We start from the raw sequence: 25,017 nt of genomic DNA on the forward strand, positions 1-25,017 counted from the left end.
TCACCGGCGGCGCCGGTTGATGTCGGCGTTACGGTGCCCTTTATACGGATCCGGAAGGTCGGTGTCAACCCCCTGGGACGATTTTTTTTTGGGATCGGCCCGGCACCGGCCGCAGAGGCCGTAGAGCTCGAGCCGGTGGAACCGCACGACGAACCCCCGGCTGCGGGCGATCTCTTGCTGGAGCCGCTCGATGGTGGGGTCCTCGAACTCCTCGATGCGGCCGCAGTCCAGGCACACCAGATGGTCGTGGTGGTCCACTCCGATGCCGGGCTCGTAGCGGACCCGTTCCCCGTGGAACCGGCGCTCCTTGGCGATGCCGGCGTTCACGAAGAGGGCCATGGACCGGTACACGGTCGACGGGCTGAGGTTGGGGTGGGTGGGCCGGAGGCGGTCGTAGAGCTCGTCCACGCTGACGTGGGCGTCCTCCGCGAGAAACGCCTCGAGCACCGCCTCCCGCTGTCGGGAGGCCCGCAAGCCCCGGTCCCTCAGGTAGGCCCGCAGGCGGGCCTTGGCCTCTCGGAGGCGGTCGAAGCGGGACGGGGGCTCAGGCATGGGGCTGCTGGGCATGGGGCGGTTGGAGGAGGCGGGCGAGCTCGGTGCCCAGGCGGTGGGCCCGGTCGAGGGCGTCGGGGTGCTGGAGGATCTCGCCGGCGTGGTCCACGCCGGGAACGGTGACGCTCTGCCAGGGTTGGGCCTCTACGGCGTCGCACACGTACCGGAAGGTACGAAGGGCCCCTTCGAACAGCCGTTGGCCTCGGGTGGCGCCCACCGATAGGAACACGGCCGGTTTCGGACCGCCGGGGGCCCGGTTGACCGGCTCCCGGCGCAGGTACCGAAGGCTCCAGAGGGCCTGGCAGCGGTCGATGAACGCCTTGGCAAGGGCGCTCACGCCGTAGAACATGATCGGGCTGGCCAGGGCCAGGGCCCGGGCGTCCCGGATGCGGTCGTACAGGGGGGTCATGTCGTCCTGCAGGGCGCAGGCGCCGTGGTCCCGGCAGGCGTAGATCTCCCGGCAGGGGCTGAAGGCGAGCTGCCGCAGGTACACCCGCTCCGCGGCCAGCCCGCCGTCCTCGAGGCCCTCGACGAACCGATCCATCAAAACGTCGGTGTTGCCCCGGATGCGGGGGCTCCCGTACACGCACAGCACGAACGGCTGTGCGATTGACACCCCGTTGACCGCCTGACTAGAATCCATGTGCCAATTTTCTCGAGTTTGCGATCCACCCTTGTAAGGAGTTGCCCCATGAGCACGCCCGAAGCCGCCGTCCTTGCCCTTTCCGAGGCCGTGAAGTTCGAGTCGGACGGCCGGGACTTCTACCTCCAGGCCGTGGAGCGGGTGGCGAACCCGTTGGCCAAGGCGGTGTTTCAGGCCCTGGCCGAGGACGAGCTCGACCACATCCGAAGGGTACGGGAGATCTATGAGGAACTCAAGTCCCAGGCCGGTTGGCCGGACTCCACGGCCATGGTGGCCCGGGCCTCGGGCGTGGAGGACGCGTTCGCCCGGGCGGCCCGAGATCTGGACCGGCACGTGGCCCCGGACGCCGACGCGCTCGAGGCTTTGGAGAAGGCCGCGGAGATGGAGCGCAAGGGCCTGGGGTTCTACCGGGACCGCCTGGCCCAGGCCACGTGCGACGCAGAGGCGGAGTTCTACCGCCGGCTGGTGGCCGAGGAGGAGGTCCACCTGCGCACCATCGAGAAGGCGTTGGAGGACCTGCGGTAGGGCATGGGGTCTGTTTCCGGCCGCGCGCGAAGCCGGGCATCAGATTCGCCGCGCAGGCACGGGGCAGCAACAATGGTTTCATGGGGCCGGCCGGGGACGGACGGTTTCACGGTACGAGCGTTGGAGGCGCTGCGCGGCGAGCTAAGGAGCCGCACGCGGCTTTCCAACAGACCCCATGCCCTCCGGACCGTGAGGTGATGCCAAAGAGGGGTGGTCGTGATTAAAGCGCCTGGAAAGCAGGGAGGTTTTCAAGCCTCCAAGCCTCCCAGCGTCCCAGCATCCCAGCGGGCCGAAGGCCCGAGGTTACACGGAGGCCGCATCTTGAACGGCCCGGGCCCCTCGGTGGGTCCGGGCCTTCATCGTCTGGGGCCTGGGGTCTGGATCACCTCGGGCCGGGCCGCCGTGGTGGAGGGGCGGGATCGCTTGGCGGTGGTGGACCCGGGGGACGAGCCGTGGGACATCGTGGGCGAGGAGGTCCGGCGGCTGGAACGCGACACCGGCAAGCCCGTGGGATGGGTGCTGGTCACCCACTCCCACCCGGACCACGTGGCGAACCTGGCGGTGGCCCGGCGGATGCGGCCCGACGTGCGGGTGGTGGCCCATCCTGCGGGGGGGCTGGGGCCCGACCTGGCGGTGACGGAGGACCGGGCCTTGGACGAGGTGGGCCCCGGGGTGCGGGCCCTGGCGACCCCAGGCCACTCGGACCGGGGGGACGACCTGTCGTTTTGGGTGCCGCCGGGGATCCTGTTCTCCGGCGACCTGGTCCAGCCCAAGGGCGAGACCTGGGAGCGGGCGTTCTACCCCAGCCCGTACCCCTACTTCCGGGACGGCGACGCGTACCTGGACAGCCTAGCGCGGCTGGAGGCCCTGCCCCTGGAGGTGCTGGTCACGGGCCACCGGGAGATCCGAGTAGGAGACCGGGGCCGGGCCTGGATCCGGTTGACCCGGCGGGCCATCGAGCGGCTGTTCGAGGAGGCGGCCCGGTGGGAGGGACCTCCCGACCCCGTGGCTGCGGGGCGGGAGGTGTTCCGCCGGCTGTGCCGGGAACGGGGCATCCCCTCCGAGGCGGTGGAGCGGCGGCTCGCTGGCGCTCCGGGGGAGAGCCCGTTCGAGCGGTTCGATCTGCCCGGGTTCCTGTGGGCGTGGCGGCGGCGCCTTTGACCGGGCCGACCCGCGGCCGTATCCTGGGGCCGCCATGGAAATCGTGCGAGCCGTTGCCACGGGCCTGATCGGGGCCGCGGTCCTGGTGCTGGGGGGGTGTTCGGCCCCGCCCCACGAGGGCCCCCAGGAGAAGACCGGCGGAGAGAGCGTCACCGTCGAGGTGAACGCGCTGGCGCCGGCGTTCGCCGGCAAGACCCTCGATGGGGGCGTGGTGCGGCTGGCGGACTACATGGGCTCTCGGGTGGTGCTCCTGGAGTTCTGGAGCGTGTTCTGCAAGTCGTGCCTCGACGAGATGCCCCACATCGAGGACCTGTACCGCCGGTACGAAGATAAGGGCCTGGCGGTGATCAGCGTGAACACCGACGTGTTCTCGGCCCAGCGCATCCGCCGGTTCCTCAAGAAGACCGGCATCCGGCCGCCGTACCCGGTGGTGCTGGACGCCCGGCAGGAGGTGGTGAAGGCCTACGGGGTGGAGGTGCTGCCGGTCACCGTGATCGTGGACCGGTCGGGATGGATCCGGCTGTACCAGGAGGGCTACCGGCCGGGCGACGAGGATCGGTTCGAGCGGGTCGTGCGGCGGTACCTGGGCCGCAGGGGGGAGACCGACGTGACCCTGGCGCCCCGGGGGGGGATGACGGCGTTCGCGCCGGCCGGAAGCCGGCTGGTGGAGGTGGGGACCCGGCTGGAGCCGCTCCGGGGCACGGCCCTGGAGGGCGGCGAGGTCACGATCGGGCCCGGGTCGGCCCACTTCCTGTTTTTCTGGAGCCTGTACTGCCGGCCGTGCCGGAGCGAGTTCGGGCCGTTGTGGGCGCTGGCCCGGCGCTACCAGCAGAGGGGGGTGCGGTTCTACTCGGTGAACGTGGACACGCCCGCCCTGGGCCACCGGATCCGGCGGTTCCTAGAGGGCCGGGGCAGCCCGCCGTGCCTGGCCGACTGGGAGGGCAAGGGGGTGGCCCGGGCCCTGGGGGTGCGGGCCACCCCCACGGTCGTGGTGATCGACCGGGAGGGGAGGGTGGTGCACGCGTCGGCCGGGAAGGTGGACCTGGAGGCCCTGGAGGCCTCGTTGAAGGGGGTGGCCGCCCCGGCGCGTTGACACGGCCGGGGCCGGTGGTATTGATGAATCGATTCGGTTGGAAAAAGAGGGCCGGCCCTTCGGGCCGGAGGGCCGAACACGGAGAGAGAACGCGATGTGGGACTACAGCGACAAGGTGAAGGACCATTTCCTCCACCCGCGCAACGTGGGCAAGATGGAGGATGCGGACGCGGTGGGCGAGGTGGGGAGCCTCGCGTGCGGGGACGCGCTGCGGCTGTACCTGAAGATCGAGGACGAGCGGATCGTGGACGCCAAGTTCCAGACCTTCGGGTGCGGCAGCGCCATCGCCTCGGCCTCGGCCCTGACCGAGATGGTCAAGGGCAAGACCCTGGACGAGGCGCTCCGGATCACCAACCGGGACATCGCCGACTACCTGGGCGGGCTTCCCAAGGAGAAGATGCACTGCTCGGTGATGGGGCGGGAGGCCCTGGAGGCGGCGATCAACAACTACCGGGGCATCGAGACCCCGAAGGCCGAGCTCGAGGGCGAGGTGGTGTGCGAGTGCTTTGGGGTCACGGACCGGCAGATCCGTCGGGCCATCGAGGAGAACGACCTCCAGACCGTGGAGGACGTGACCCACTACACCAAGGCCGGGGGCGGGTGCGAGCGGTGCCTGCCGGACATCGAGCGGATCCTGCGGGAGGTCCGGGGGGAGATGCGTCGGGCCAAGGCTCAGCCCGAGGCCAAGCCCCGGCGGCTCACGAACCTGCAGCGGATCCAGTTGATCCAGAAGGTGATCGACGAGGAGATCCGGCCGGGGCTCCAGGCCGACGGCGGGGACCTGGAGCTGGTGGACGTGGACGGAACCACGGTGTACGTGCGGTTCCGGGGGATGTGCGTGAACTGCCCGTCGAGCCAGGTGACGCTGCAGGACGGGATCGAGGCGAGGCTGCGGGAGATGGTGGACCCCGAGATCCGGGTGGTGGAGGCGTAGGACCATGCGAACGATCTATCTCGACAACAACGCGACGACCCGGGTGGATCCGGCCGTGTTCGAGGAGATGCGGCCGTACTTCTGCGAGCTGTACGGCAACCCCTCGAGCATGCACACGTTCGGAGGACAGGTGGCGCGGAAGCTGGCCGAGGCCCGGGAGCGGGTGGCCGAGCTGCTGGGCGCCGACCCCTCCGAGATCGTGTTCACGAGCTGCGGCACCGAGGGGGACAACACCGCGATCCGCTCGGCCCTCGAGGCCCAGCCCGAGAAGCGCCACGTGGTGACCACCCGGGTGGAGCACCCGGCCGTGCTGAACCTGGTGAACCATCTGATCAAGAAGGGCTACCACGTGACCCTGCTGGGGGTGGACGAGCACGGCATGATCGACCTGCAGGAGCTGGAGGACAGCCTGCGCGAGGACACGGCCGTGGTGTCGATCATGTGGGCCAACAACGAGACCGGCACCGTGTTCCCCGTGGAGCGGGCGGCCGAGATCGTGAAGAGCCGGGGGATCCTGTTCCACACCGACGCCGTGCAGGCCGTGGGCAAGGTGCCCATCGACCTGCGGTCGCTGCCGATCGACTTCCTGGTGCTGTCGGGGCACAAGCTCCACGCGCCCAAGGGCGTGGGGGCCCTGTACGTGCGCAAGGGCACCCCCTACCGGCCGTTCCTGATCGGGGGCCACCAGGAGCGGGGCCGCCGGGGCGGCACCGAGAACGTGCCGGGGATCATCGCGCTGGGCAAGGCGTGCGAGCTGGCCCGGCAGCACATGGCCGAGGAGAACACCCGGGTGCGGGCCCTGCGGGACCGGCTGGAGAAGGGGCTGCTGGCCGCCGTGCCGGACACCCGTCTCAACGGCCACCCCACCGAGCGGCTGCCCAACACGGTGAACCTGTCGTTCAAGTACGTGGAGGGGGAGGCGATCCTGCTGCTGCTCGACCAGATCGGGGTGTGCGCCAGCTCGGGGTCGGCCTGCACCTCGGGCAGCCTGGAGCCGTCCCACGTGCTGCGGGCCATGGGGGTGCCGTTCACCTTCGCCCACGGCTCCGTGCGGTTCAGCCTGAGCCGGTTCAACACCGGGGAGGAGGTGGACTTCGTGGTGGCCGAGATGCCCAAGATCATCGAGCGGCTCCGGTCGATCTCGCCGTTTTCCGAGGAGCACGAGCCTTCGGTGGGCGCGTGCTGAGCCGCTCGTAGGGACCCATGAGCGGCGGACCGCCGGCGTCGTCGGAGGTGAGGGACCTGGAGCAACGGGTGGAGGAGCTGCGGAGGGAGTACGATCACTTCCTGGCCGGGGTGCGCCGCACCGAGCCCGAGAAGTTGCGGCGGGACCTGGAGCGGGAGCTGCGGCGGCTGGTGGGGTCGCCCCTGCTGACCACGGCGGAGCGGTTTCGGGTCACGACGCTGGCCCACCGGTTCCGGGCCCTGGAGTCCCGTGTCCGCAAGCTGATGGAGCGGCGGGAGGCCCGCAAGGCGCGGGTAGGGGCCGAGGCGCAGGGGGGGGCGGAGATCGTGGTGGATCGGCTGCTGCTCGGCAACCCGGCGGCCCTCGAGCGCTACGTGGGCCGGCTGCACCGGGAGATCTCCCGGGCGTCCGGGGGGCGGGCGCCGGTGTCCCTGGAGACCCTGCGGGACCGGATCGTGGCCGCGGCCGGGGCGCACCTGGACCGGGAGGGGGTGGCGGGGGTTCGGTTCCGGGTGGAGGTGAGCGACGGCCGGCCCCGGGTGAAGGGGGACGTGTTGGTGCGTCGGGGCGGGGAGGGCAAGGGTGGCCCCACCCAGGGTTGAGGGTCGGGGTCTTCAGCGGCCCAGGCGGCGCAGCAGGGCGACCAGGGGGTCGTGGCGGAGCCGGGTGCCCCGGTCCACGGCCAGGCGGATCTCTTCGGCGCGCACGTCCGAGGGAAACACCGCGGCCGTGATGTCCGCGCCCAACAGGCAGGCCCCTTCGAGCCGGGCCTCGGCCAGGTAGGCGTTGTAGAGGTTGGCCCGGGAGAGGTTGGCGCCCTCGAGGTCGGCCCCCTCCAGGTTGGCGAACCGCAGGGACGCCCCCTCCAGGTCGGCCGCGGCCAGGTGGGCCCGGACGAGCCGGGCCCGGTCGAGGCGCACGCCCGAGAGGTCCACACCCTCGAGCCGGGCCGCGGTGAGGTCGGCGCCCGAGAGGTCCACGATCTGACGGCGCTTGCGGGCCACCTCGTTGAACGCCTCCACGTCGCCGCGCTCGAGCAGGGTCAGCAGTTCGGTGCGCAGGTCCACGGGGCCTCTCCGGGATCAACGGGGGTCACATGAACCCGGCGACAAGATAGTCGCGTCACCTCGGAGCGCGGGGCAAGGGACCTGCCTCCGGCCGGGCGCGAAGCCGGGCATGAGATTCGCCGCGCAGGCATGGGACCGAAGAGCTGGTTTCATGACAACTCGGTGGAATCCGAACCATTTCGCGGTCCGAGCGTCAGAGGCGCTGCGCGGCGAGCTAAGGGGCCGCACCCGGCTCTCCGGCAGGTCCCTTGCCCCTCCGAGCAGGGAGCGATAGCGCCTGTTTATCCGCCGGGCTAATGAAAAGGGGCACCCACGGGGCGCCCCTTTCGCTGTGTCTGGGGCCTGGGTCAGCGCAGGTGGCGGCTGGCCACCTGGATGCGGTTCACGGCCCGCTCCAGTTTGGCCTGGGCCTCGGCGTACTCCCGGGACTCGTGGCTGAGCCGCTGGAGCTCGGCCTCGGCCTCGGCCTTCTCGGCCTCGGCCAGGGACAGGTCGATCTCCGAGGGGAACTCGGCCTCCTCGGCGAGCACCGTGACCTTTTCGTGCTGCACCTCGGCGAACCCGTGCCGCAGGGCCAGGAAGTGCTCCTCCCCGCCGATGCGGTACATGAGCTCGCCCACGCCCAGGGCCGTGAGGAACGGGGTGTGCCCCGGAAGCACGCCGAACTCGCCCTCGATGCCGGGCGCCGTGACCTCGTCGACCTCGTCGCTGACCAGGAGGCGCTGGGGGGTGACCACCTCCAGCCGAAACCGCTGCTGTGCCATGGGGTCCTCCCCGGGTTAGGCCGCTTCCGTTTCCATGAGGCGCTTGCCCTTCTCCACGGCCTCCTCGATGGTGCCCACCATGTAGAAGGCCTGCTCGGGCAGGTCGTCGTGCTTGCCCTCCACGATCTCCTGGAAGCCCCGGATCGTGTCGGCCAGCTTCACGTACTTGCCGGGGGTGCCGGTGAAGGCCTCGGCCACGTGGAAGGGCTGGGAGAGGAACCGCTGGATCTTCCGGGCCCGGGCCACGGTGAGCTTGTCGTCCTCGGACAGCTCGTCCATGCCGAGGATCGCGATGATGTCCTGGAGGTCCTTGTACCGCTGGAGGATCTCCTGGACCTCCCGGGCCACCGCGTAGTGCTCGTCGCCCACCACCCGCGGGTCCAGGATCCGGCTGGTGGAGTCCAGCGGGTCCACGGCGGGGTAGATGCCGAGCTCGGCGATCTGCCGGGACAGCACCGTGGTGGCGTCCAGGTGGGCGAAGGTGGTGGCCGGGGCCGGGTCGGTGAGGTCGTCGGCCGGCACGTAGATGGCCTGCACCGAGGTGATCGAGCCCTTGGAGGTGGTGGTGATCCGCTCCTGGAGCTCGCCCATCTCGGTGGCCAGGGTGGGCTGGTACCCCACGGCGGACGGGATCCGGCCGAGCAGGGCCGACACCTCGGAGCCCGCCTGGGTGAACCGGAAGATGTTGTCGATGAACAGGAGCACGTCCTGGCCCTCTTCGTCCCGGAAGTACTCGGCCACCGTGAGCGCCGTCAGGGCCACCCGGGCCCGGGCGCCGGGGGGCTCGTTCATCTGGCCGTAGATGAGGGCGGTCTTGTCGATGACCCCGGACTCCTTCATCTCGAGCCACAGGTCGTTGCCCTCACGGGTGCGCTCGCCCACGCCGCCGAACACCGAGAACCCGCCGTGCTGCCGGGCCACGTTGTTGATCAGCTCCATGATCAGCACGGTCTTGCCCACGCCCGCGCCGCCGAACAGGCCGATCTTTCCGCCCCGGAGATACGGTGCCAGCAGGTCCACCACCTTGATGCCGGTCTCCAACACCTGCATCTCGGTGCTCATCTCGGTGAACGGAGGGGCCGGCTTGTGGATGGGGCTGCGCATCTTGGTCTCGACCGGGCCGGCCTCGTCCACGGGCTCCCCGACCACGTTGAGGATGCGGCCGAGCACCTCGCGACCCACCGGCACGCTGATCATCTCACCGGTGTTCAGGACCGGCTGGCCGCGCACCAGGCCCTCGGTGGAGTCCATGGCGATGCATCGGACGGTGTGCTCGCCCAGGTGCTGGGCCACCTCCACCATCAGGTTCCACTCCCGGTCGTCGATGGAGGGGTTGGTGATCTTGAGCGCCGTGTAGATCTCGGGGAGCTCCCCCTCGAAGGCCACGTCCACGACGGGTCCGATGACCTGGCTGATCTTTCCGTATTCGTTGCTCATGGGCTTCAGGCCTCCTTCCGGTGAGCGGCCGCCAGGCTAACGCATGGCCTCGACGCCGTTTACGATATCCATCAGTTCGGTGGTGATCGCCTCCTGCCGGGCCCGGTTGTACTTCAGGGTGAGGCGGGCGATCATCTCGGTCGCGTTGTTGGTGGCCGAGTCCATGGCCGTCATGCGGGCTCCGTGCTCGCTGGCCGTGCTCTCGAGCAGGGCCCGGAACATGCGGACCTCCACGTAGCGGGGCAGCACCCAGTTGAGCATGTACTCCTCGCTGGGCTCGTAGATGTACTCGGTGGTGGAGGTCTCCGGGTCCACCGGCATCGGCTCCACCGGCAGGAGGCGGTCGAACACCACCTGCTGGGACAGGGCCGACCGGAACTCGTTGTACACCATGTAGACCAGGTCGATCTCCCGGTTCGTGTACCGCTCGATCACGTCCCGGGCGATGGTCTGGGCCTCGCCGTAGGCGACCTTGCCGAACAGCTCGGTCTTCTGTCCGATGATCTCGGCGTTGCGGCGGCGGAAGTAGTCCACCGCCTTCTTGCCCACCAGGTACAGGGGCACGGCCTCGTACTCGCCGCCCTTCTCCCGCAGGAACCGCTCGGCGGCCCGCAGGATGCTGGCGTTGAACGAGCCGCACAGACCCCGATCGCTGGTGAACACGATCAGGCACACCCGGCGGGGATCCCGGCGCTCCAGAAGGGGATGGGCCTCCTCCTCGGTGCGCAGCGCCAGGCTGGAGAGCACCTCCAACATCTTGTCGGAGTACGGCCGGTTCTGGAGGATGGCCTCCTCGGCACGCCGGAACTTGGCCGCCGAGACCATCTTCATGGCCTTGGTGATCTGCTGGGTGCTCCGGACGCTGGCGATCCGGTTTCGGATGTCCTTCAGGTTGGCCATGGGCTAACGCTCCCTAGGGATCACTCGGCCACGAACACCTTGTCGAACTCGGCCAGGGCCTCGTCGATCTTCTTCTTGAGGTCGTCGTCCAGGGCCTTCTTGGTGCGCAGGTCCTCGAGCACGTCGGGACGCTTGGTGTCGAGGAAGGAGTAGAGCTGCTCCTCGTAGCGGTGGAGCTGGCTCACCTCGTACTTGTCCACCCAGCCGTTGGTGGCCGCGTAGATGATGAGCACCTGCTTCTCCACCGGCAGGGGCGAGTACTGGCCCTGCTTGAGGATCTCCACGAGCCGGGCGCCCCGGGCGAGCTGGCGCTGGGTGGCCTTGTCCAGGTCGGAGCCGAACTGGGCGAACGCCTCCAGCTCGCGGTACTGGGCCAGGTCGAGCCGGAGCGACCCGGCCACGCTCTTCATGGCCTTGATCTGGGCGGCGCCGCCCACCCGGGACACCGACAGGCCCACGTTGATGGCGGGCCGGACGCCCGAGTAGAACAGGTCGGCCTCCAGGTAGATCTGGCCGTCGGTGATGGAGATCACGTTGGTCGGGATGTAGGCCGACACGTCGCCCGCCTGGGTCTCGATGATCGGAAGGGCCGTGAGGCTGCCCCCGCCCTTTTCGTCCGAGAGCTTGGCGGCCCGCTCCAGCAGGCGGGAGTGGAGGTAGAACACGTCACCCGGGTAGGCCTCGCGGCCCGGCGGACGGCGCAGCAGCAGGGAGAGCTGCCGGTAGGCCACGGCCTGCTTGGACAGGTCGTCGTAGATGATGACGGCGTGCTTGCCGTTGTCGCGGAAGTACTCGCCCATGGCGCAGCCGGCGAACGGGGCGATGTACTGCAGCGGCGCGGGCTCGGAGGCCGTGGCTGCCACCACGATGGTGTAGTCCATGGCGTTGTGCTCTTTGAGCCGGGCCACCACCTGGGCCACGGTGGAGCGCTTCTGGCCGATCGCGACGTAGATGCAGATCACGTCGGTGTCGCGCTGGTTGATGATGGTGTCGATGGCCACGGCGGTCTTGCCGGTCTGGCGGTCGCCGATGATCAGCTCACGCTGACCCCGGCCGATCGGAACCATGGAGTCGATGGCCTTCAGGCCGGTCTGAATCGGCTCGTTCACCGGCTGGCGAAGCACGATGCCAGGGGCCTTCACGTCGATGACCCGGGTCTCCGAGGACTCGACGTCGCCCAGGCCGTCCACCGGGTTGCCCAGGGGGTCCACCACCCGGCCCAGCAGGCCCTCGCCCACCGGCACCGACACGATGCGGCCGGTGCGCTTGACGATGTCGCCCTCCTTGATGTGGATGTCCTCGCCGAAGATGGCGGCACCCACGTTGTCCTCTTCCAGGTTCAGGGCCATGCCCATGATGCCGCCGGGGAACTCCACGAGCTCTCCGGCCATGCACTTCTCCAGGCCGTGGAGCCGGGCGATGCCGTCTCCCACGGTCAGGACGACCCCGGTCTCGGCCACGTCCACGTCGGCCTGGAAGTTCTGGATCTTGGACTTGATGATCTGGCTGATCTCTTCGGCGCGGATCTGCATGGCTCTCTCACCCCTTCATCAAGCTGTCGCGCAGCCGCTGGAGTTGGGTGCGCAAGCTGGCATCGAAAACGAGGTTGCCGACCCGCGCCATGACCCCCCCGAGGATCTCGGGGGACTGGCGGGTCGAAAGGACGATCTCCTTCTGGAGCCGCTTGGCCAGGGCCTGGCGGATGGCCTCGAGCTCGGCCTCGTCCAGCGGCAGGGCGGTGACCACCTCGCCCCGCACCCGGCCGGCGGCCTCGTCGGCCAGGGTGTCGTAGGCCTCGAGGATGTCGGGCAGGGCGGGGAGCTTGCGGGCCTCGAGGAGCACCCGGAGGAAGTTGGCCACCAGATCCGAGGGCCCCAGCCTCTCGAGGAGGGCCCCGAGCACCTCGGCCTTGACCCGGCGGGGAAGCACGGGCGTCAGGAGGGTGGTGCGCAGCTCGGGGTTGGAGGCCAGCAGATCGTAGAGCTCCCGAAGCTCCTGTCCCACGGGTTCGATCCGGCCCTGCTCGCGGGCCAGCTCGAACAAGGCCTTGGCGTAACGGCGGGCGATGCGCTTCCGGTTCAATGGAGTCCCTCGACGCGCTCAACGGTGAAAGCGACGGCCTTCTTCTGGTCCTCGGGGCCGTAGGCCTTGCGGAGGATCTCCTCGGCCAGGCTGACGGCCAGTTGGGCGGCCTCGGCCCGGAGCTGGTCCCGGGCCCGCTTGACCTCGCTCTGGGCCGAGGCCTCGGCCTGGCGGCGGATGGACTCGGCCGCCTTGTCGGCCTCGGCCAGGATGCGCTCCTGCTGGCGCTTGCCCTCGGCCTCGAAGTCGGCCCGGAGCCGGGCGATCTCGTCCTCCAGGTGGGCGACCCGGTCCTTGTACTCCCGGAGCTTGGCCTGGGCCGCCTCCAGGGCCTTGCGCGACTCCTCCAGGGCCCGGCGGATGTTCTCGCGGCGGTCCTGCAGGGCCTGGGGCACGGTCTTGCGCAGGGCGAAGTAGAGGATGCCCACCAGGATACCGAAGTTCACGAACTTCATGCCCAGGGCGAACCAGGGGTTGCCGCCCCCCTCGCCGCCGCTGGCGAAGGCGACCGCCGGGAGCAGCAGGGCGGCGGCCGAGAGCGCCACCGCACGGGCGCGGACCAGCGAACGCATCAGGCAACCCTCCTTTCGAGAAGGCGCTCGGCCAGATCCTGGGCCAAGGTGCGGGCGTCGGCCTCCAGCACCTTGCGGGCCTCGTCGGCCTCGGCGCGGACCTGGGCCCGGATCTTGGCCAGCTGGGTCTCCGCCTCGGCCGCGGCGTCGGCCAGGAGCTTCTGGCGCCGGGCCTCGGCCTCGTGGACGAGCCGGGTGCGGACCCGGTCGGCCTCGGCCTTGGCCTCGCGGATCTTGGCCTGGTAGTCGGCCCAGATGGACTCCGCCTCGGCCTCCAGGGTCTCGGCCTGGCGGCGTCGGCCCTCGGTGCGCTCCTGGCGTTCCTGGAGGACCCGGAGCATGGGCCGGAACAGGATCCGATCCAGCAGGACCATCAGGACGAGAAAGTTGACGAGTTGGATGATCAGGGTGGCGTTCAGATCGATCACGGGAACACTCCTCCCAAGGGCCCGGCGGAAAGCGGCCGCGATGATACACGAACCCCCCCCGGGAATCAAACACCCGAAAGGTGAAAAGAAACGGGCGGGTTTCGGCGGTTATGGGGCCCCGGGAGGGGGCCGGTCGGCCCTACACGACGAAGATCAGGAGCAGCGCGACGACCAGGGCGTAGATGCCGGTGGACTCGGACACGGCCTGGCCCACCAGCATGGTGCGGGTCAGGAGGTTGGCGTGCTCCGGGGCCCGGGCGATGCCCTCGCAGGCCTTGCCGGCAGCGAACCCCTCGCCGATGCCGGGGCCGATGGCGCCGAACCCCATGGCGATGCCGGCGCCGAGGAGGGCTGCGGCTCGGACCAGGTCTGCTCCGGTGATGTCCATGGGACGACTCCTTTCCTGGGTGAGGGTCCAGATCATACGACGTACAGGAGCACGAGGGCCACCACGAGCCCGTACACGCTGGTGGACTGGCTGACGGCCTGGCCCACCAGCATGGTACGCAGGATCAACGGCGCCCGGTCGGGCCGGCGGGCCGTGCCGTCGCAGGCGGCCGCGCCGGCGAACCCGGCTCCGATGCCCGGCCCGGTGGCCGAGACCCCGGCCGCGATGGCGGCGCCCAGGAGGGCCGCCGCCCCGGACAGGGTGAACTCCGGGGGCTGGGACCGGAACATGAGCAGGAACGCCACGAGCAGGGCGAAGATCGACGGGGTCTGGGCCACGGCCTGGGACACGAGCATGGTGGTGGTGATCCGGGCCGCCCGGGCGGGGTTGCGGCCGACCGCGGTGCAGGCTGCGGCCGAGGGCAGGCCCGAGCCGTACCCGGGGCCGAACGCGCCGGCGCCCATGCACAGGCCGGCGGAGAAAAGGGCCACGCCCCGGAGCAGGGGCCCGGAGTCCGGGCCGAACAGGAGGAGCAGGGCCACCACCAGGGCGAAGATGCTGGCCGACTCGGCCACGGCCTGGCCCACCAGCATGGTGCGCAGGATCGTGGGGGCGGCCTGGGGTTGGCGGGCGATGGCCTCGGCGGCCCGGCCGGCGGTGAGGCCTTCGCCCAGGGCGGAGCCGACCGCGCCGAGCCCGATGCACAGGGCAGCGCCCGCGAAAGCGGCGAGGGAGAGGTCCATGGGCAGCGACTACTCCTGGATGGCCACGGAGATGTAGGTGAGCGTGAGCATGGCGAACACGAACGCCTGGACCGTTCCCACGAACAGCCCGAAAAAGGCGTACAGGAACGGGGGGATCAGGACGTAGTGAACCAGCCGGGACACCACCGCGATGATGATGGCCCCGCCCATGATGTTTCCGTACAGGCGGAACGAGATGGACACGACTTTGGCGAGTTCTCCGATCACATTGAGCGGGAACATGAAGAAGAACGGCTGGAAGTACTCCTTGACGTAGGCCTTCCACCCCTTGACCCGCAGGGCCGTGACGTGGGCCACCACGAAGCCGATGAGGCCGAGGCCGAGGGTGGTGTTCAGGTCCCGGGTAGGCTCCTGGAGAAGGGGCACCACCCCGATCCAGTTGGACACGAGGATGAACAGGAACAAGGTGGCGATGAAGGCGAAGTAACCGGGCCCGAGCTTCCCCAGGCTCTCGTCGACCAGGTCGCGGAAGGCCTCGATCACGGACTCGACGGCGGCCTGGAACGGAGAGGGCACCAGGCCGGGCCGCCGGGCGGTCCAGACGCCCAGGGCCAGGAGCAGGATCATCACCAGCCAGGACATGGCCAGGGTGACGGCGTTCAAGGTCACGGTCCGGCCGTTGACCGTGAACACCCAGTGGGGGATGGAGAGGATCTCTTCCATGTGACCTCGGTCGTTGGTCGTCAGTCGTTGGTCGTCGGTCGGGGGCCTTCGGCCCGCTGGGCGGCTAGGCAGCTAGGCGGCCGGGCGGCTCTCGAACCGCGCCAGAGCTCGGGGCATGGGGACCAGGGACCAGAATTCAGCGGACCGGAGACAGGAAAAACCACGGGCGTGCTCCTGCATCCGACGCTGGAACCTGTCCTCTGAATTCCGTTTTCTGGTTCCTGAACCGCAGGCCCCATGCCTCCGGCGTGAAGGCCCCGGACCAGCGGAAGTTACCCTTCCCCGTTGTACGGCCCCCCAGGGGCCTGATGGGGTTTCCACGGGATTCGTGCCCCCGCTGCATCAGGTCCGGGTGGCGTCGAGGGCCAGGAGCGCGGTCGGGACCAGCAGGCCCACAGCGGCCGCGGCCAGCGCGGTCCGGGAAAAGGTAACCGCGACGGCGAGAAAGGCAAGCCGCAGGGCCGTGCGGGCGAGGGCACCGAGGGCCGCCCGCCGGCTCGCCGTTCGGGGATCGGGCGGCAGGCGCCGGGCCACGGCCGCATGGAGCAGCAGGGCCAGGGACCCGCCGAGCAGGCCCCAGGCCGCGCCGAGGGCCGCGTGGCCGCCGCCCAGGGCCCCCGCCGCGGCCACCGTGGCGAGACCGACCAGGGGCAGGCGACCGGTCACGGCTTGTTCCTGCGACGGCCGGGCTTGTCGAAGGCGTCCATGGCGATCCGGTACACGGTCCAGATCCCGGAGAGGGCGCCGAGGGGGATGAACACGGCCTTCCACAGCCCGCCGGTGCCCATCCACCGGTCGAGCCCGTGGCCGATGGCCAGGCCGATGCCCACGGCCGCGGCCATGGTGAGGCCCAGGTGGGTCACGAGGCCCAGGTTCTCACTGAGGTCCTTGAGCTCCTTGGGGTCGATGCCCCAGCGCTTCTTGGATCGGGCCACCGCCCACCTCCCGACCGCCGAAGGCCCCAGGGCTCAGGCCGGCGACGATTCGAGCAGTTCTAAGATGCGATCCAGGTCGTCGAGGTTTCGGTACTCGATGGTCAGCCGGCCGGAGCCCTTCTTGCGGCCCGGCACCACGCGGACCCGGGTTCCGAACCGGCGGGAAAGGCGCTCCTCGAGCGAGCGCACGTTGGGGTCAGGGGCCGGAGCCGCCGGCCTGCGGGGCCGGGGTCGCCGGGCGAGCTCCTCGGCCTGGCGGACGGACAGGTTCTTTCGGAGGATCTCCTCCAACAGCCCCAAGCGGTCGGCCTCGTCCTCCAGGCTGAGGATCGCGCGGGCGTGGCCGGCCGTGATCCGGCCGGAGCGAAGGGCGGTCAGGGCCCGGTCGGGCAGGGTGAGGAGCCGCAGGGCGTTGGCCACGGCCGGCCGGGACCGGCCGATCCGCCGGGCGAGCTCGTCCTGGGTCAGGCCGATGCGCTCGATCAGCACCCGGTAGGCGAGGGCCTCCTCCACCGGGTTGAGGTCCTGGCGCTGGAGGTTTTCGACCAGCGCGAGCTCCAGCACCTCTTCGTCGTCCGCATGGCGGAGAATTGCTGGAACCTCAGTGATCCCGGCAAGTTGCGCCGCTCGCCAGCGCCGCTCTCCGGCGATCAGCTCGTACCCGCCGGCGGGGTCCTGGCGCACGATCACGGGCTGGACCAGGCCCTTTTCCCGGATGCTCTGGGCGAGCTCGTCCAGGGCCTCGGGGTCGAAGTCCTGCCGGGGCTGGTGGGGGCTGGGGTGGATCTCCTCCACGGGGCAGAGGAAGTACTCCCCTTCGAGCCGGTCGGGCAGGAGGGCGTCCAGGCCGGTTCCGAGGGCCGGTCGTCTCTTCTTCGTCATGGGCGGGCTCCCGAGGGCATCAGGCGAGGAGCTCCCGGGCCATGCGCAGGTAGCTCTGGGCGCCGGTGGACCGGACGTCGTAGAGCAGGGCGGGCTTGCCGTGGCTGGGGGCCTCGCTGAGGCGCACGTTCCGGGGAATCACGGACCGGAACACCTTGTCGCGGAAGTGGCGGCGGACCTCCTCGGCCACCTGGTGGCTGAGGTTGTTGCGGGCGTCGAACATGGTCAGGAGGATTCCCTCGACCTGGAGCCGGGGGTTGAAGCTCCGGCGCACGGTGCGGATGGTGGTGAGGAGCTGGCCCAGGCCTTCGAGGGCGTAGTACTCGCACTGCAGCGGGATGATCACCGCGTCGGCGGCCACCAGGGCGTTCACCGTGAGGAGCCCCAGGCTGGGGGGGCAGTCGATGAACACGAAGTCGTAGCGGTCGCGGATCTCGGCCAGGGCGGTGCGCAGGCGGTACTCCCGGCGGTCGGCGGCCACGAGTTCGACCTCGGCGCCGGCCAGGTCTCGGGACGCGGGGATCAGGCTCAGGTGGGGCACCTGGGTGGGGCGGACCAGGTCGGCCGCCGGGGCATGCCCCAGGAGAAGGGGGTAGGCCGACGGTTCCCCTGGAGCGAGGCGCACGCCGAGGCCGCTGGACGCGTTGGCCTGGGGGTCCAGGTCGACCAAGAGGACCCGTTTCTCCGCGGCCGCGAGCGAGGCGGCCAGGTTCACGGCGGTGGTGGTCTTGCCCACCCCGCCCTTCTGGTTCGCGGTGCAAAGGATCCTACCCATGGCGTCCTCCCGAGGCGCGGTATGGTAGCACAGGGGGGCGGAGGGGGGAACGTTTTTGGGGGGGCGGGAAGGCTGGAAAGCTGGGAGGCTAGAAGGCTGCGAGACCCCAGGCGTTGCAGGACATGGCATGGGGCCTGCTCGAAGTGGGGCGCCGCTTTGCCGGGGGCATGGCCGTTTTTCTGAGTAACCACTCTAGGCGGCGAGACCGTTGGGCAGCGGGCCGCGGTCCCAGGCCCGTGCGGGCCGGATGTTTCACGTGAAACATTCCGGTGGAAGCGCTCTTCAAGACAGGAGTCCGACAGAGAGCCTCTCGGGTAGGCAGGGGGGCTGTATGCTGGGTACGCCCATGCGGAGAGTCTCGGTCCGAGCTTTGGCGCGGTTCGAGAGCCGCCTAGCGGACCGAAGGCCCCCGACCGACGACCGTTGACCGTAGACCGACGACCGAAGTTACTGGGAACCCCTTCGGCCGCTGCGCGACCCTACAACGGAGAAGGGTGACGTGCGTTGGTCCGGGCCATTGCCGGCGGCGGGCATGGGGCCTGCTTCCGGCCGCGCGCGAAGCCGGACATTGAGATTCGCCGCGCAGGCAAGGGGCACCGGCGGTGGCCCCATGACCGTTCGACGGGACCCGAACGAACTCACGGTGCGAGCGTTGGAGGCGCTGCGCGGCGAGCCAAGGAGCCGCGCGCGGCTCTCCAGCAGCCCCCTTGCCCCCGACCGTGATAGTGATAACAAAGAGGCGTGCTGGCACTTAGAACGCTGGGAAACCATAGGGGTTTTTTAAGCCTCCTGGCATCCCAGCCTCCTAGCGTCCTAGCGGGCCGAAGGCCCCAGACCACCCCGGTACACGAGCAGCGATCGGGGACCCAGGCCGGGCAGGCGGGGGAGGTCCCGGCGGGCCACCAGGACCCAGCCGGGCGGCTGGATCGCCGGCTCGCCGGCGCGGGGCAGCACCACCGCGCCGCCCGGGGCGAGGAACGGGGCGGCCAGAAGAAGGGCGGCCTCGATGTCGGCCACGGCGCGGGCCGTTACGGTGCGGAAGGCCGCTGCGAGCTCCGGGTGCGGCTCGAGGATCTCGGGGGCCCGACCCTGGAACACGGTGACGTTCGGCAGGCGGAGGACGCGGGCGGCGTGGCGGGCGAAGGCGACCCGCTTCGATCGGGGTTCGAGCCCGGTGCAGGCGAGTTGGGGGTGCACCAGGGAAACCGGCAGCAGGGGAAGACCGGGGCCGGTGCCGATGTCGAGAAAGGGGCCTTCCGGCGGCTCTGGGAGAAACGGGAGCAGGGCGTCCGCGATCTGCAACCGGACCCCCTCGAGGGTTCGGGGGCCCACGAGCCGGATGCGCCGGTTCCAGCGGTGGAGCTCGGCCGCTAGGGCCTCGAGCTTCTCCCACGGGAGGTCGGGGCGGACCGCCCGAAGGGGGGCCCAGGGGTCAGGGGCCGCCGGCATGGCTCACAGGGCCCCGATGCGCTTGAGGTGGACCAGGAGTACGGGTCCGGCCGAGGGCCGGACCCCCGGGATCCGGAGGGCCTGGGCCAGGGTGAGGGGACGGGCCTCCTGAAGGATTTGGCGAACCTCGGTGGCGAGGCCTTCGATCCGGGTGTAGTCCAGATCCGGGGGCAGGGGGGTGGCCTCGAGGCGGCGCACCTGCTCGATGCCCTCCAGGTCGCGGCGCACATAGCCCTCGTACTTCACCTCCACCTCCGCGGTCACGGCGTCCCGGGGGTCAAACGGAGGCCAGCCCTCGGCGAGGGGGCGGAGGGCCTGAAGGGTCACCCCGGGCCTGCGGAGCAGGTCCTCTAGGGCGGCCGGCTCTCGCAGGGGCGAGGAGCCGGCCGCGGCCAGCACCCCGTTCACGGCCGGCCCCGGCCGCACCCGCGTGGCACGCAGGAACGCACGGAGCTCGGCCAGGCGGTCCTTGCGGCGGCGGAACCGGGCCTCGCGTTCTGGGGGTACGGCGCCGACCCGCAGGCCCAGGGGGGTGAGGCGCAGATCGGCGTTGTCCTCCCGGAGGAGCAGACGGAATTCGGCCCGGCTAGTGAACATGCGGTAGGGCTCCTTCGTGCCCTTGGTGACCAGGTCGTCCACCAGCACGCCCAAGTAGCCCTCGTGGCGGGCCACGGTGACCGGGTCGGAGCCGCCGGCCCGGAGGGCCGCGTTGATCCCGGCCAGGATCCCCTGGGCCGCGGCCTCCTCGTACCCGGAGGTGCCGTTGATCTGGCCGGCCAGAAACAGCCCGGGGATCCGCTTGGACTCCAGGGTGGGGAACAGGTCCCTGGGGTCCACGAAATCGTACTCGATGGCGTACCCCGGCCGGAGGATCTCGACCTCCTCCAGGCCCGGGATGGATCGGAGGATCGCGACCTGCACGTCCAGGGGGAGGCTGGTGGACACGCCGTTGGGGTAGACCTCTGTGGTGTCCAGGCCCTCGGGCTCCAGGAACACCTGGTGCCGCTCGCGGTCGGCGAACCGGACCACCTTGTCCTCGATGCTGGGGCAGTACCGGGGCCCGATCCCCTCGATCACGCCGGTGTACAGGGGGGAGCGGTCCAGGGACGCGCGGATGATCTCGTGGGTGCGGGGGGTGGTGTAGGTGATGTGGCAGGGCACCTGGGGTCGATCGATGGCCGGGGTGTCCGCGCTGAACGGGAGGGGGTGGGGGTCGCCCGCCTGCACCTCGAGGGCGTCCCAGCGGATCGTGCGGCCGTTGAGCCGGGGCGGGGTGCCGGTCTTGAGCCGGCCCATGGGGAACCCGAGCTCCCGCAGGTTCTCGGCGAGCGCCCGGGACGGGGGCTCGCCGGCCCGGCCAGCCGGGAACCGGTTCAGCCCCACATGGGCCAGGCCGTTCAGGAAGGTGCCGGGGCACAGCACCACCGTGCGGCCCGGGTACCGGACGCCCTCCCGGGAGACCACCCCCCGCAGCTCCCGGCCCTGGACCCACAGGGCCACCACCTCGGCCTGGTGGACGGTCAGGCCCGGCTGGGTCTCCACGGCCCGCTTCATGTGGGCGCCGTAGGCCGTGCGGTCGGCCTGGGCGCGCGACGCCCACACGGCCGGGCCCTTGCGGGTGTTGAGCCTGCGGAACTGGATGCCGGTCGCATCGATGGCCCGGCCCATCTCGCCCCCCAGGGCATCCACCTCGCGCACCAGGTGGCCCTTGGCCAGGCCTCCGATGGCCGGGTTGCACGACATCTTGCCCACGGTGTCCAGGTTGAGGGTGAGGAGCAGGGTTCGGGCCCCGATGCGGGCCGCGGCCAGGGCCGCCTCGATCCCCGCGTGGCCCGCGCCCACCACGATCACGTCGTGGCTCTGGTGCCAGTCCATGCCGTTCCTCCGGCCTGGCCGGAATGTTTCACGTGAAACATCGGTCTTCGGTCGACGGTCGAAAAGTGATGTCTCGCCGGTACGGCCGAGCCCGCTATACCATCCAACGGAAAGCCCCATCAGGCCCCTACGGGGCCGGGCAACGGGGAAGGGTGACTTTCGTTGGTCCGGGGTTTTCTCGCCGGAGGCATGGGGCCTACGGTTCAGGAGTCAGAAGACGGAATTCAGAGGACAGGTTCCAGCGTCGGATGCAGGAGCACACCTGTGGTTTTTCCTGCCTCCGGTCCGCTGAATTCTGGTCCCTGAAACCATGCCCCGAGCTCTGGCGCGGTTCGAGAGCCGTCCGGCCGCCTAGCTGCCTAGCCGTCCAGCGGGCCGAAGGCCCCCGACCGACGACCAACGACCGAAGTTACAGGAAGGAGCCGCCGCTACTTCCCGATGCAGAACCGGGAGAAGATCCGGTCCAGCACATCCTCGGGTGCGCCCCAGCCCAGGAGCTCGGCCAGGTGCCGGCGGGCCCCGTGCACCTCGCTGGCGGCCACCTCGGGGAACTCCCCCCGTCCCAACAGCTCGGCCGCCCGGCGCACGCACGCGAGGGCCTGGGCGACCAGGGTGCGGTGGCGCTCCCGGGTCAGCGGAGCCTCCCCGGACGGACCCCCGCCCCGGAGGGCCAGCCGACCCAGCTCCTCCACGAGCCGGGGGATCCCCTCCCCGGTGCGCGCCGACACCAAAAGGGTCTGGACCCCGTGGTCCTTGCGGATCCTCTCGGCCGGGCCCGGGCCCCGGTCGGCCTTGTTGACCACGGCCAGAAAGCCGGGCCGAGGGGACAGGCGGTCCAGCTCCCGGGCCTCCTCGGGCAGCAGGGGCCGGCCGGCCTCGCACACGAACACCACGGCGTCGGCCTCGTCCAGCACCCGGCGCGCCCGGCGGACGCCCTCCTCCTCCACCGGGTCGGCGGCCTGGCGGAGCCCGGCCGTGTCCACGAGCCGCACCGGAACGCCCGCGGCCTGGGTCCACCCCTCCACCAGGTCCCGGGTGGTCCCGGGCACCTCGGTCACGATGGCGCGGTCCTCTCCCACCAGGCGGTTGAGCAGGCTCGACTTGCCCACGTTGGGCAGGCCCACCAGGGCCACGGTGAACCCCTCACGGGCCGTGCGCCCCCAGGCGAAGGTGGAGAGCTTTCTCTCTATTTCTTCTTCGATATCGGATAGTTGGGATGAGATCGCCCCCCACTCGGGGGTGCCCACGTCCTCCTCCTCCGGAAAGTCCAGATGGGCCTCCAGCAGGGCCAGGGCCCGGGCGAGCCGGTCCTGCCAGCCCCCCACCTCTTGGGACAGAGCCCCGGCCAGGATCCGCTCGTGGGTGCGCAGGGCCTCGGTGGTGCGGGCCTGGATCACGTCGAGGACCGCCTCGGCCTGGACGAGGTCGATGCGGCCGTTGAGGAAGGCTCGGAGGGTGAACTCCCCGGGCCGGGCCAGCCGGGCCCCGGCCGCGAGGCACGCCTCCAGCACCGCCCGGGCCGCGGCCAGGCCGCCGTGGCAGTGGATCTCGAGAACGTCCTCCCGGGTGTAGGACCGGGGCCCGGGCATCCACAGGGCCAGCACCTCGTCGACGGGCCCGCCCCGGGCGTCGAGGGCCACGGCCAAGGTGGCGGAACGGGGGGCCAACGCATCCAGCGGCTCCCCGCTCTTCCTGCGGAGCACGGCCCGGGCCACCGAGCCGGCGGCCGGCCCGCTCACGCGGACGATGGCCACCCCGCCGACCCCGGGAGGAGTGGCCAAGGCGGCGATGGTCATGACGTCACGCCGGTGCGGTCTTCCGGGTCTCCCGCATCATCCAGGCTTGCTGGGCCACGCTCAGGACGTTGTTCACCAGCCAGTACAGCACCAGACCCGAGGGGAAGTTGAGGAACAGGAAGGTGAACACCACCGGCATGCCGTACATCATCATCTTCATCTGCCCCTCGTTGGCCCCGGTGGCCGGGGTCAGCTTCTGCTGCAGGAACATGGTGGCCCCCATCAGCAGCGGGGTGATGTAGTACGGGTCCTTGGCGGAGAGGTCCTGGATCCACCAGAAGAACGGGGCGTGCCGAAGCTCGATGGAGCCGAGGAGCACCTTGTACAGGGCGAAGAACACCGGGATCTGCACCAGCATGGGCAGGCACCCGCCCATGGGATTGACCTTGTGGGTCTTGTAGAGCTGCATCATCTCCCGGTTGAGCCGCTCCTTGTCGTCCCCGCACTTCTCCTTGATCCGCTGGAGCTTGGGCTGGATCTCCTTCATTTTTTGCATGGACCGGTAGCTCTTGGCGCTCAGGGGCCAGAAGATGAGCTTCACCAGCACCGTGAGCACGATGATCGCCACGCCGTAGTTGCCGGTGACCCGGTAGATGGCCTTCAGGAACCACAGCAGGGGCACGGCCACCGGATGGAAGAACCCGTAGTGCACCACCTCGGTCAGGTTCGACCCCAGCGGGGCCAGGGCCTCGCGGAGCTTCGGGCCGGCGAACACCCGCAGCTCCTGGCGCACCGATCCGCCGGGGGGGATGTCGGCCGCCGGAAACCGCAGCTCGGCCACGGCAACGTTCTCCCGGCCCTGGAACCGGCCCACCCGCAGCTCCTGCACCTGACCCTCCCGGGGCAGGGCGGCCACCAGGAAGTACCCGTCCACGAAGGCGGCCCATCCGATGCGGCCGGCCTCGGTGACCCCCTCTTCCAACTTCTTGAGCTTGACCTCTTCGTACTCCCCGTCCTTGAGGTACGCCGGCCCGTGGAAGTTGTACCGGCTCATCTTGTCCTTGGTGGCGGCGGTGAAGTCTCGGATCATGGTCCAGGCGATCCGGTCCGACACGGGCGCGGTGCCCAGGTTCTCCACGTCGACCCGCACGTTCAGGGCGAACCCCTCCGGAGGGAGCTCGTAGGTCTGGACCACCCGAAGGCCGTCCGGCCCCTCCCAGGCGAGCACCACCCGGCGGTCGGTGGCGTCCACGATCCGAAACACCGCCTTCCCGGGCTGGTTCCGGCCGAGCAGCCGGACCAGGCCCACCCGATCCAGGCCCGAGGGCGAGGCCAGGAGCGACACGGGCCGGTCCCCGTCCTCCCCCTTGTCGAGGTAGCCCTTGAGCTCCACCCGCCGAATCGCGGCCCCCAGGGAGCTGACCTCCACCCTCAGGTCCCGGTTCTCCAGCACCCGGGTCTCCACCTTGGCCGGGGCGGCCGGCGGAGGAGCGGGCGCAGGCGCGGGAGCCGCCGGGGCCGGGGTCCGGACCTCGGGCGCCGGCGTCGCCTGGGGGGCCTCCTTGGCGGCGGGCTGGGCCGGCGGTTCCCCCTTCTTGGGCGGAGGCGGGGCGAAGAAGTACTGGAACAGGACCAACACGGCCATGGACAGCACCACGGCCAGGAGCGTACGCTTGGTTTCCATCGTTTCTATTCCCTGGTTCAGGAGTCGGGCACGGGGTCGATGCCCCCGGGGTGCCCAGGGTGGCAGCGCGCCAGCCGCCAGAGGGTGAGCCGGGTCGCCCGCCAGAACGGCAGCCGGCCGTAGGCTTCGAGGGCGTAACGGCTACAGGAGGGGTAGAACCGGCACCTGGGGGGGAACAGGGGGGAGACGAACCGACGGTATGCGAGGATCAGTCCGGCCGCGAGTCGGCAAGCCAGGGCGCCAGGGCCCGGTCGAGTTCCCGTTCCACGTCCCACAGGGTCAGATCGGCCGCCCCCTTGCGGGCCACCACCACGCAGTCCACGGGGTGGTCGAACCGGTGGCGGTGAGTTCGGAAGTATTCGCGGATCAGCCGCTTGACGCGGTTGCGGTCGTGGGCCTTGCCCACCTTGCGCGACACCACAAGCCCCAGGCGACTCGGCGCCTGGGGCCGCGAGAGGATCACCACCGTGAAGTGGGGGCAGTGGGCTCGGCGTCCCCCCTGAAACACCCGGTCGAACTCTG

The 25,017-nt window shown here is 70.4% G+C and carries 29 protein-coding genes; 6 read left to right on the plus strand and 23 right to left on the minus strand.

Annotated features, from left to right (window positions below; all coding sequences use genetic code 11):
• On the minus strand, positions 1 to 552 hold the full coding sequence (locus DEFCA_RS0113935; protein WP_084319617.1) for a Fur family transcriptional regulator: 552 nt from the start codon (positions 550 to 552) through the stop codon (positions 1 to 3).
• Entirely contained in the window at positions 545 to 1,168 is a 624-nt protein-coding gene (locus tag DEFCA_RS0113940) for a flavodoxin family protein (RefSeq protein WP_169709592.1), read from the minus strand. Before DEFCA_RS0113940 ends, DEFCA_RS0113935 begins: the two co-directional genes overlap by 8 nt.
• Positions 1,169 to 1,243: 75 nt before the next feature.
• Here DEFCA_RS0113940 and DEFCA_RS0113945 point away from each other — a divergent pair, with 75 nt between their 5' ends.
• The 6 genes from DEFCA_RS0113945 (at position 1,244) to DEFCA_RS0113970 (ending at position 6,696) form a co-directional block, all read left to right on the plus strand.
• Positions 1,244 to 1,720 carry a ferritin family protein gene (locus DEFCA_RS0113945; RefSeq protein WP_025323631.1) on the plus strand — a complete coding sequence of 159 codons (477 nt, stop codon included), beginning with the start codon at positions 1,244 to 1,246 and terminating at the stop codon, positions 1,718 to 1,720.
• Between the two features lie 321 nt (positions 1,721 to 2,041).
• Entirely contained in the window at positions 2,042 to 2,881 is an 840-nt protein-coding gene (locus DEFCA_RS0113950) for an MBL fold metallo-hydrolase (RefSeq protein ID WP_025323632.1), read from the plus strand.
• A gap of 34 nt (positions 2,882 to 2,915) precedes the next feature.
• Positions 2,916 to 3,974 carry a TlpA disulfide reductase family protein gene (locus DEFCA_RS20875; RefSeq protein WP_025323633.1) on the plus strand — a complete coding sequence of 353 codons (1,059 nt, stop codon included), beginning with the start codon at positions 2,916 to 2,918 and terminating at the stop codon, positions 3,972 to 3,974.
• A 94-nt stretch (positions 3,975 to 4,068) separates the two neighbouring features.
• The gene (gene nifU / locus DEFCA_RS0113960) at positions 4,069 to 4,908 is read left to right on the plus strand and encodes a Fe-S cluster assembly protein NifU (protein WP_025323634.1); all 840 of its coding nucleotides are present in this window, start codon (positions 4,069 to 4,071) and stop codon (positions 4,906 to 4,908) included.
• A 4-nt stretch (positions 4,909 to 4,912) separates the two neighbouring features.
• Positions 4,913 to 6,094, plus strand: coding sequence for a cysteine desulfurase NifS (gene nifS, locus DEFCA_RS0113965; RefSeq protein WP_025323635.1), 1,182 nt, complete (start codon positions 4,913 to 4,915; stop codon positions 6,092 to 6,094).
• Between the two features lie 17 nt (positions 6,095 to 6,111).
• Positions 6,112 to 6,696 carry a hypothetical protein gene (locus DEFCA_RS0113970; protein WP_025323636.1) on the plus strand — a complete coding sequence of 195 codons (585 nt, stop codon included), beginning with the start codon at positions 6,112 to 6,114 and terminating at the stop codon, positions 6,694 to 6,696.
• A gap of 12 nt (positions 6,697 to 6,708) precedes the next feature.
• On the opposite strand, the gene DEFCA_RS0113975 is transcribed toward DEFCA_RS0113970, so the two are convergent.
• The 21 genes from DEFCA_RS0113975 to rnpA all read right to left on the minus strand — a co-directional run bounded on the left by DEFCA_RS0113975 (position 6,709) and on the right by rnpA (position 25,003).
• Positions 6,709 to 7,161, minus strand: coding sequence for a pentapeptide repeat-containing protein (locus DEFCA_RS0113975; RefSeq protein ID WP_025323637.1), 453 nt, complete (start codon positions 7,159 to 7,161; stop codon positions 6,709 to 6,711).
• Positions 7,162 to 7,508: 347 nt separating this feature from the next.
• Complete coding sequence (locus tag DEFCA_RS0113980; protein WP_025323638.1) at positions 7,509 to 7,925, minus strand: F0F1 ATP synthase subunit epsilon; 417 nt, start codon at positions 7,923 to 7,925, stop codon at positions 7,509 to 7,511.
• 15 nt (positions 7,926 to 7,940) lie between these two features.
• The gene (gene atpD, locus DEFCA_RS0113985) at positions 7,941 to 9,362 is read right to left on the minus strand and encodes a F0F1 ATP synthase subunit beta (protein WP_025323639.1); all 1,422 of its coding nucleotides are present in this window, start codon (positions 9,360 to 9,362) and stop codon (positions 7,941 to 7,943) included.
• Positions 9,363 to 9,398: 36 nt separating this feature from the next.
• On the minus strand, positions 9,399 to 10,262 hold the full coding sequence (gene atpG / locus DEFCA_RS0113990; RefSeq protein WP_025323640.1) for an ATP synthase F1 subunit gamma: 864 nt from the start codon (positions 10,260 to 10,262) through the stop codon (positions 9,399 to 9,401).
• Positions 10,263 to 10,282: 20 nt separating this feature from the next.
• Positions 10,283 to 11,794, minus strand: a complete 1,512-nt coding sequence (gene atpA / locus DEFCA_RS0113995) for a F0F1 ATP synthase subunit alpha (RefSeq protein WP_025323641.1) — start codon at positions 11,792 to 11,794, stop codon at positions 10,283 to 10,285.
• A 7-nt stretch (positions 11,795 to 11,801) separates the two neighbouring features.
• On the minus strand, positions 11,802 to 12,344 hold the full coding sequence (locus DEFCA_RS0114000) for a F0F1 ATP synthase subunit delta (protein WP_025323642.1): 543 nt from the start codon (positions 12,342 to 12,344) through the stop codon (positions 11,802 to 11,804).
• A complete protein-coding gene (locus tag DEFCA_RS0114005) occupies positions 12,341 to 12,916 on the minus strand; it encodes an ATP synthase F0 subunit B (protein ID WP_025323643.1) in 576 nt (191 codons plus the stop codon). The genes DEFCA_RS0114000 and DEFCA_RS0114005 overlap by 4 nt, the downstream gene beginning before the upstream one ends.
• Positions 12,916 to 13,344: an ATP synthase F0 subunit B gene (locus tag DEFCA_RS0114010; protein ID WP_025323644.1), complete on the minus strand. Its 429-nt coding sequence runs from the start codon at positions 13,342 to 13,344 to the stop codon at positions 12,916 to 12,918. Before DEFCA_RS0114010 ends, DEFCA_RS0114005 begins: the two co-directional genes overlap by 1 nt.
• A gap of 139 nt (positions 13,345 to 13,483) precedes the next feature.
• A complete protein-coding gene (atpE, locus tag DEFCA_RS0114015; RefSeq protein ID WP_025323645.1) occupies positions 13,484 to 13,732 on the minus strand; it encodes an ATP synthase F0 subunit C in 249 nt (82 codons plus the stop codon).
• 32 nt (positions 13,733 to 13,764) lie between these two features.
• Positions 13,765 to 14,475, minus strand: coding sequence for an ATP synthase F0 subunit C (gene atpE, locus DEFCA_RS0114020; protein ID WP_025323646.1), 711 nt, complete (start codon positions 14,473 to 14,475; stop codon positions 13,765 to 13,767).
• A gap of 9 nt (positions 14,476 to 14,484) precedes the next feature.
• On the minus strand, positions 14,485 to 15,159 hold the full coding sequence (gene atpB / locus DEFCA_RS0114025) for a F0F1 ATP synthase subunit A (RefSeq protein ID WP_025323647.1): 675 nt from the start codon (positions 15,157 to 15,159) through the stop codon (positions 14,485 to 14,487).
• Between the two features lie 342 nt (positions 15,160 to 15,501).
• Entirely contained in the window at positions 15,502 to 15,825 is a 324-nt protein-coding gene (locus DEFCA_RS0114030; protein WP_025323648.1) for a hypothetical protein, read from the minus strand.
• A complete protein-coding gene (locus DEFCA_RS0114035) occupies positions 15,822 to 16,094 on the minus strand; it encodes an AtpZ/AtpI family protein (protein WP_025323649.1) in 273 nt (90 codons plus the stop codon). Before DEFCA_RS0114035 ends, DEFCA_RS0114030 begins: the two co-directional genes overlap by 4 nt.
• A 33-nt stretch (positions 16,095 to 16,127) precedes the next feature.
• Positions 16,128 to 16,976: a ParB/RepB/Spo0J family partition protein gene (locus DEFCA_RS0114040; RefSeq protein WP_025323650.1), complete on the minus strand. Its 849-nt coding sequence runs from the start codon at positions 16,974 to 16,976 to the stop codon at positions 16,128 to 16,130.
• Between the two features lie 19 nt (positions 16,977 to 16,995).
• Positions 16,996 to 17,751, minus strand: a complete 756-nt coding sequence (locus DEFCA_RS0114045) for a ParA family protein (RefSeq protein WP_029734110.1) — start codon at positions 17,749 to 17,751, stop codon at positions 16,996 to 16,998.
• A gap of 813 nt (positions 17,752 to 18,564) precedes the next feature.
• Complete coding sequence (locus DEFCA_RS20880) at positions 18,565 to 19,200, minus strand: 16S rRNA (guanine(527)-N(7))-methyltransferase RsmG (protein WP_025323651.1); 636 nt, start codon at positions 19,198 to 19,200, stop codon at positions 18,565 to 18,567.
• 3 nt (positions 19,201 to 19,203) lie between these two features.
• A complete protein-coding gene (gene mnmG, locus DEFCA_RS0114055) occupies positions 19,204 to 21,075 on the minus strand; it encodes a tRNA uridine-5-carboxymethylaminomethyl(34) synthesis enzyme MnmG (RefSeq protein WP_025323652.1) in 1,872 nt (623 codons plus the stop codon).
• Positions 21,076 to 21,503: 428 nt separating this feature from the next.
• Positions 21,504 to 22,871: a tRNA uridine-5-carboxymethylaminomethyl(34) synthesis GTPase MnmE gene (mnmE, locus tag DEFCA_RS0114060; RefSeq protein ID WP_025323653.1), complete on the minus strand. Its 1,368-nt coding sequence runs from the start codon at positions 22,869 to 22,871 to the stop codon at positions 21,504 to 21,506.
• 4 nt (positions 22,872 to 22,875) lie between these two features.
• Positions 22,876 to 24,495, minus strand: coding sequence for a membrane protein insertase YidC (gene yidC / locus DEFCA_RS0114065; protein WP_025323654.1), 1,620 nt, complete (start codon positions 24,493 to 24,495; stop codon positions 22,876 to 22,878).
• A 17-nt stretch (positions 24,496 to 24,512) separates the two neighbouring features.
• Complete coding sequence (gene yidD, locus DEFCA_RS23550) at positions 24,513 to 24,770, minus strand: membrane protein insertion efficiency factor YidD (protein ID WP_245693486.1); 258 nt, start codon at positions 24,768 to 24,770, stop codon at positions 24,513 to 24,515.
• Complete coding sequence (gene rnpA / locus DEFCA_RS23555) at positions 24,704 to 25,003, minus strand: ribonuclease P protein component (protein WP_051463257.1); 300 nt, start codon at positions 25,001 to 25,003, stop codon at positions 24,704 to 24,706. The genes yidD and rnpA overlap by 67 nt, the downstream gene beginning before the upstream one ends.
• Between the last annotated feature and the right edge of the window lie 14 nt (positions 25,004 to 25,017).

The organism is Deferrisoma camini S3R1 (assembly GCF_000526155.1).
GTDB classification, from domain to species: Bacteria; Desulfobacterota; Deferrisomatia; order Deferrisomatales; family Deferrisomataceae; genus Deferrisoma; species Deferrisoma camini.

What these genes read in the sequence shown, in the direction of transcription:
- DEFCA_RS0113935 (WP_084319617.1), bottom strand. Translation starts at nt 552, where the DNA reads ATGCCTGAGCCCCCGTCCCGCTTCGACCGCCTCCGAGAGGCCAAGGCC.
- DEFCA_RS0113945 (WP_025323631.1), top strand. Translation starts at nt 1,244, where the DNA reads ATGAGCACGCCCGAAGCCGCCGTCCTTGCCCTTTCCGAGGCCGTGAAG.
- DEFCA_RS20875 (WP_025323633.1), top strand. Translation starts at nt 2,916, where the DNA reads ATGGAAATCGTGCGAGCCGTTGCCACGGGCCTGATCGGGGCCGCGGTC.
- nifU (WP_025323634.1), top strand. Translation starts at nt 4,069, where the DNA reads ATGTGGGACTACAGCGACAAGGTGAAGGACCATTTCCTCCACCCGCGC.
- nifS (WP_025323635.1), top strand. Translation starts at nt 4,913, where the DNA reads ATGCGAACGATCTATCTCGACAACAACGCGACGACCCGGGTGGATCCG.
- DEFCA_RS0113970 (WP_025323636.1), top strand. Translation starts at nt 6,112, where the DNA reads ATGAGCGGCGGACCGCCGGCGTCGTCGGAGGTGAGGGACCTGGAGCAA.
- DEFCA_RS0113980 (WP_025323638.1), bottom strand. Translation starts at nt 7,925, where the DNA reads ATGGCACAGCAGCGGTTTCGGCTGGAGGTGGTCACCCCCCAGCGCCTC.
- atpD (WP_025323639.1), bottom strand. Translation starts at nt 9,362, where the DNA reads ATGAGCAACGAATACGGAAAGATCAGCCAGGTCATCGGACCCGTCGTG.
- atpG (WP_025323640.1), bottom strand. Translation starts at nt 10,262, where the DNA reads ATGGCCAACCTGAAGGACATCCGAAACCGGATCGCCAGCGTCCGGAGC.
- atpA (WP_025323641.1), bottom strand. Translation starts at nt 11,794, where the DNA reads ATGCAGATCCGCGCCGAAGAGATCAGCCAGATCATCAAGTCCAAGATC.
- DEFCA_RS0114005 (WP_025323643.1), bottom strand. Translation starts at nt 12,916, where the DNA reads ATGCGTTCGCTGGTCCGCGCCCGTGCGGTGGCGCTCTCGGCCGCCGCC.
- atpE (WP_025323645.1), bottom strand. Translation starts at nt 13,732, where the DNA reads ATGGACATCACCGGAGCAGACCTGGTCCGAGCCGCAGCCCTCCTCGGC.
- atpE (WP_025323646.1), bottom strand. Translation starts at nt 14,475, where the DNA reads ATGGACCTCTCCCTCGCCGCTTTCGCGGGCGCTGCCCTGTGCATCGGG.
- atpB (WP_025323647.1), bottom strand. Translation starts at nt 15,159, where the DNA reads ATGGAAGAGATCCTCTCCATCCCCCACTGGGTGTTCACGGTCAACGGC.
- DEFCA_RS0114040 (WP_025323650.1), bottom strand. Translation starts at nt 16,976, where the DNA reads ATGACGAAGAAGAGACGACCGGCCCTCGGAACCGGCCTGGACGCCCTC.
- DEFCA_RS0114045 (WP_029734110.1), bottom strand. Translation starts at nt 17,751, where the DNA reads ATGGGTAGGATCCTTTGCACCGCGAACCAGAAGGGCGGGGTGGGCAAG.
- DEFCA_RS20880 (WP_025323651.1), bottom strand. Translation starts at nt 19,200, where the DNA reads ATGCCGGCGGCCCCTGACCCCTGGGCCCCCCTTCGGGCGGTCCGCCCC.
- mnmG (WP_025323652.1), bottom strand. Translation starts at nt 21,075, where the DNA reads ATGGACTGGCACCAGAGCCACGACGTGATCGTGGTGGGCGCGGGCCAC.
- mnmE (WP_025323653.1), bottom strand. Translation starts at nt 22,871, where the DNA reads ATGACCATCGCCGCCTTGGCCACTCCTCCCGGGGTCGGCGGGGTGGCC.
- yidC (WP_025323654.1), bottom strand. Translation starts at nt 24,495, where the DNA reads ATGGAAACCAAGCGTACGCTCCTGGCCGTGGTGCTGTCCATGGCCGTG.